Genomic DNA, 2,532 nt, shown 5'->3' with positions numbered 1-2,532 from the left:
CTGCGGCTTGCCCAGCACCAGCGTGAGGTTGCAGCGCTTGGCGATTTCCAGCGTGTTGGCCAGGGCCGAGGGAACGTCGGCAAACAGCGCGCTCATCTGCTCGGCGCTTTTGAAGTACTGCTCGCGCGTGAAACGGCGCACGCGCCGGTTGTTGCCCAGAATCTCGCCTTCGGAAATGCACACGCGCGCCTCGTGCGCCTCGTAACCGTCAGGCTCCAGAAACTGTACCGGGTGCGTGGCCACCACCGGCAGGTGCAGGCGGGCCGCCAGCTGCACGGCCTGCGTCACATGGCGCTCGTCGTCGGCGCGGCCCGCGCGCTGCAGCTCGATGTAGAAGCGGTGCGTGAACATCGTGGAAAGTTGCAGCGCCATGTCGGTCGCACGCTGCGTGTCGCCCTGCATCAGCGCCTGGCCCACCGGGCCGGCCTGCGCGCCCGAGAGCATGATCAAACCGGCATTGCACTCCTGCAGCCAGTCGCGGTGCACCAGCGCCTGACCCCGGCCTTCGTTGCGCGTCCAGGCGCGGGCGAGCAGCTCGCTCAGGTTCAGGTAACCCTGGTGGTCCTGCACCAGCAACAGCACGCGGGGCGCGGCGGGCTGATGGCTGCCGGGCATGGCGCCCGGGGTCTCTTCGGTGAAGCCCTGCAGCATCACCTCGGCCCCGATGACGGGTTTGACGCCCACGCCGCGCGCGGCCTTGTAGAACTTGACCGCGCCGAACAGGTTGCTCAGGTCGGTGATGGCCAGCGCGGGCTGGTTGTCGGCGGCCGCGGCGGCCACCACTTCGTCGATGCGGTTGGTGCCGTCGACGACGGAGAATTCGGTGTGCAGGCGCAGGTGTAGAAACATCGCTCCATTTTAGGAGCCGCACCGTCTCCCTTCGCTCAGGTGGACGGCGGAATCTCGTCTTTGAGGATGCTCAGCACCTCGGATCGAAACTCGCGGCTGTAGAGGATGGCCACGACCGCCAGCGTGGCCACCACCATGGCCACCGGCGAAACGAACCACGCCAGTGCAGCAAACGAAAAATAGTAAGCACGCAGCCCGTCGTTGAAGGTCTCGGCCGCCGCACCCACCATGGCCGCGGCGCGCTCGGCGTAGGCGCGCCGGTCGTATTTGTCGGCCTCAAAATCCTCGGCCGGCGGCAAGGCGCCAATCACCAGGGCCACAAAGGTGTACTGCCGCATGCACCAGGAGAATCGGAAGAAGGCGTACACAAAGATCGCCACCATCACCAGGATCTTGAACTCGAAGACGATCAGCGTCGTGGCTTGCGCAAACGGAATCTCGCTCATCAACTCGTTGGCCTTGTCGGTGGTGCCGAGCAACGCAAACAGTCCACCAATGACCAGAATGGAGGTGGACGAGAAAAACGCCGGCGTCGCTGAGAGCGTCTGCGTGATCACCCCGTCGATCATGCGCGGGTCGCGAGACGTGGCCTGCATCATCCAGTAGCCGCGGTAGCGGTTGGTGGTCTGTATCAGCGAGCCCACCTTGCGCCCCCACACGCGGGCGAACCAGGCGTAACCGGTCCACAAGGCAAAAAAGCAGACCAGCGCCAGCCAGTCTGCCCAGGGGATGATGCTCAGGAATTTCATGCGCCGATGGTACGACGCCCCCACGCTCCCCCGCTGCGCGAGGTGCGCTGCCCCCCAAGGGGGCTGATCCGGCTTGGGGCGGCCCGGCGCCGGATCGCCGCGCTCTCGTGTTTCAAGCCTTGAACTTGGCGGCGGTGGCAGCAACACGCTGGCCAAACAGCTTCGCCGTTTCCAGGTCACCCGGCAGCATTTCGTTCGCACCCGCATCCGACGGGCTCTGCGCCATGGCGCCGCTGAAGGAACCCACGTAGTTCACGTCGTTGCGCTGCGCCGCTTTGCTGTTCGATGGCATCAGACCCGTGCCGACCCAGATGCCGCTGTGCTGCATGGCCAGGGTGAACAGGTAGTGCAGCGTGGACAGCTTGTCGCCGTTCATGGTGGCGCTGTTGGTGAAGCCGGCAAAGACCTTGTCTTTCCACTGCTGGCTGAACCAGGGCTTGCTGGAGGCGTCGGCGAACTTTTTGAACTGCCAGCTCACGGTGCCCATGTAGGTGGGCGAGCCCATGATGATCGCGTCGGCTGCGGCCAAGGTCTCCCAGCCGCCTTCAGGCAGGTTGCCTTCAGCGTCGATGGCGAGCAGCTCGGCGCCGGCGCCGTCGGCCACCGATTGCGCCATGCGCTGGGTGTGGCCGTAGCCGGAGTGATAAACGACGACAACTTTGGTCATGAAATGGCTTTCAGAAAGAGCGCCCTTGGCGAGTCGGGCGCGGGTTGAAGGAATGGCGGGATTCTGTGCGTTTCAGGCATTGCGGCGGGCGTCCAGGCTGAATGCACCGGCACCGAATGCGGCCAATGCCAGCAGACCACCGACCACACCGATGTTCTTCATGAACATCAGCTGCTGCATCATTTGTTGCTCGGCGGGCATGGCCCAGTAAGCGTGGAAGAAGAACGAGGCCACCAGCGTGAACACTGCCAGGGCCAGGGCAGCCCA

Annotated in this window: 3 protein-coding genes and 1 pseudogene; all 4 read right to left on the bottom strand. The window is 64.7% G+C overall.

Going from position 1 to position 2,532, the window contains the following annotated elements; genetic code table 11:
- Positions 1 to 849, bottom strand: an 849-nt coding sequence (locus Q0C59_RS19595) for a PHP domain-containing protein (RefSeq protein WP_291218740.1), incomplete at its 3' end; no start/stop codon positions are given.
- 35 nt (positions 850 to 884) lie between these two features.
- The gene (locus Q0C59_RS19590) at positions 885 to 1,598 is read right to left on the bottom strand and encodes a DUF599 domain-containing protein (protein ID WP_291218738.1); all 714 of its coding nucleotides are present in this window, start codon (positions 1,596 to 1,598) and stop codon (positions 885 to 887) included.
- Between the two features lie 112 nt (positions 1,599 to 1,710).
- Positions 1,711 to 2,265: a flavodoxin family protein gene (locus Q0C59_RS19585; protein ID WP_291218736.1), complete on the bottom strand. Its 555-nt coding sequence runs from the start codon at positions 2,263 to 2,265 to the stop codon at positions 1,711 to 1,713.
- A 72-nt stretch (positions 2,266 to 2,337) separates the two neighbouring features.
- A pseudogene (locus tag Q0C59_RS19580) lies at positions 2,338 to 2,532 on the bottom strand (DoxX family protein); the annotation flags it as partial.

Source organism: Hydrogenophaga sp. (assembly GCF_022844385.1).
Classification (GTDB): domain Bacteria; phylum Pseudomonadota; class Gammaproteobacteria; order Burkholderiales; family Burkholderiaceae_C; genus Hydrogenophaga.
The sequence above is the reverse complement of the archived record's forward strand: the minus strand, read 5'-3'. Positions and strand labels throughout refer to the sequence as shown.

What these genes read in the sequence shown, in the direction of transcription:
- Q0C59_RS19590 (WP_291218738.1), bottom strand. Translation starts at nt 1,598, where the DNA reads ATGAAATTCCTGAGCATCATCCCCTGGGCAGACTGGCTGGCGCTGGTC.
- Q0C59_RS19585 (WP_291218736.1), bottom strand. Translation starts at nt 2,265, where the DNA reads ATGACCAAAGTTGTCGTCGTTTATCACTCCGGCTACGGCCACACCCAG.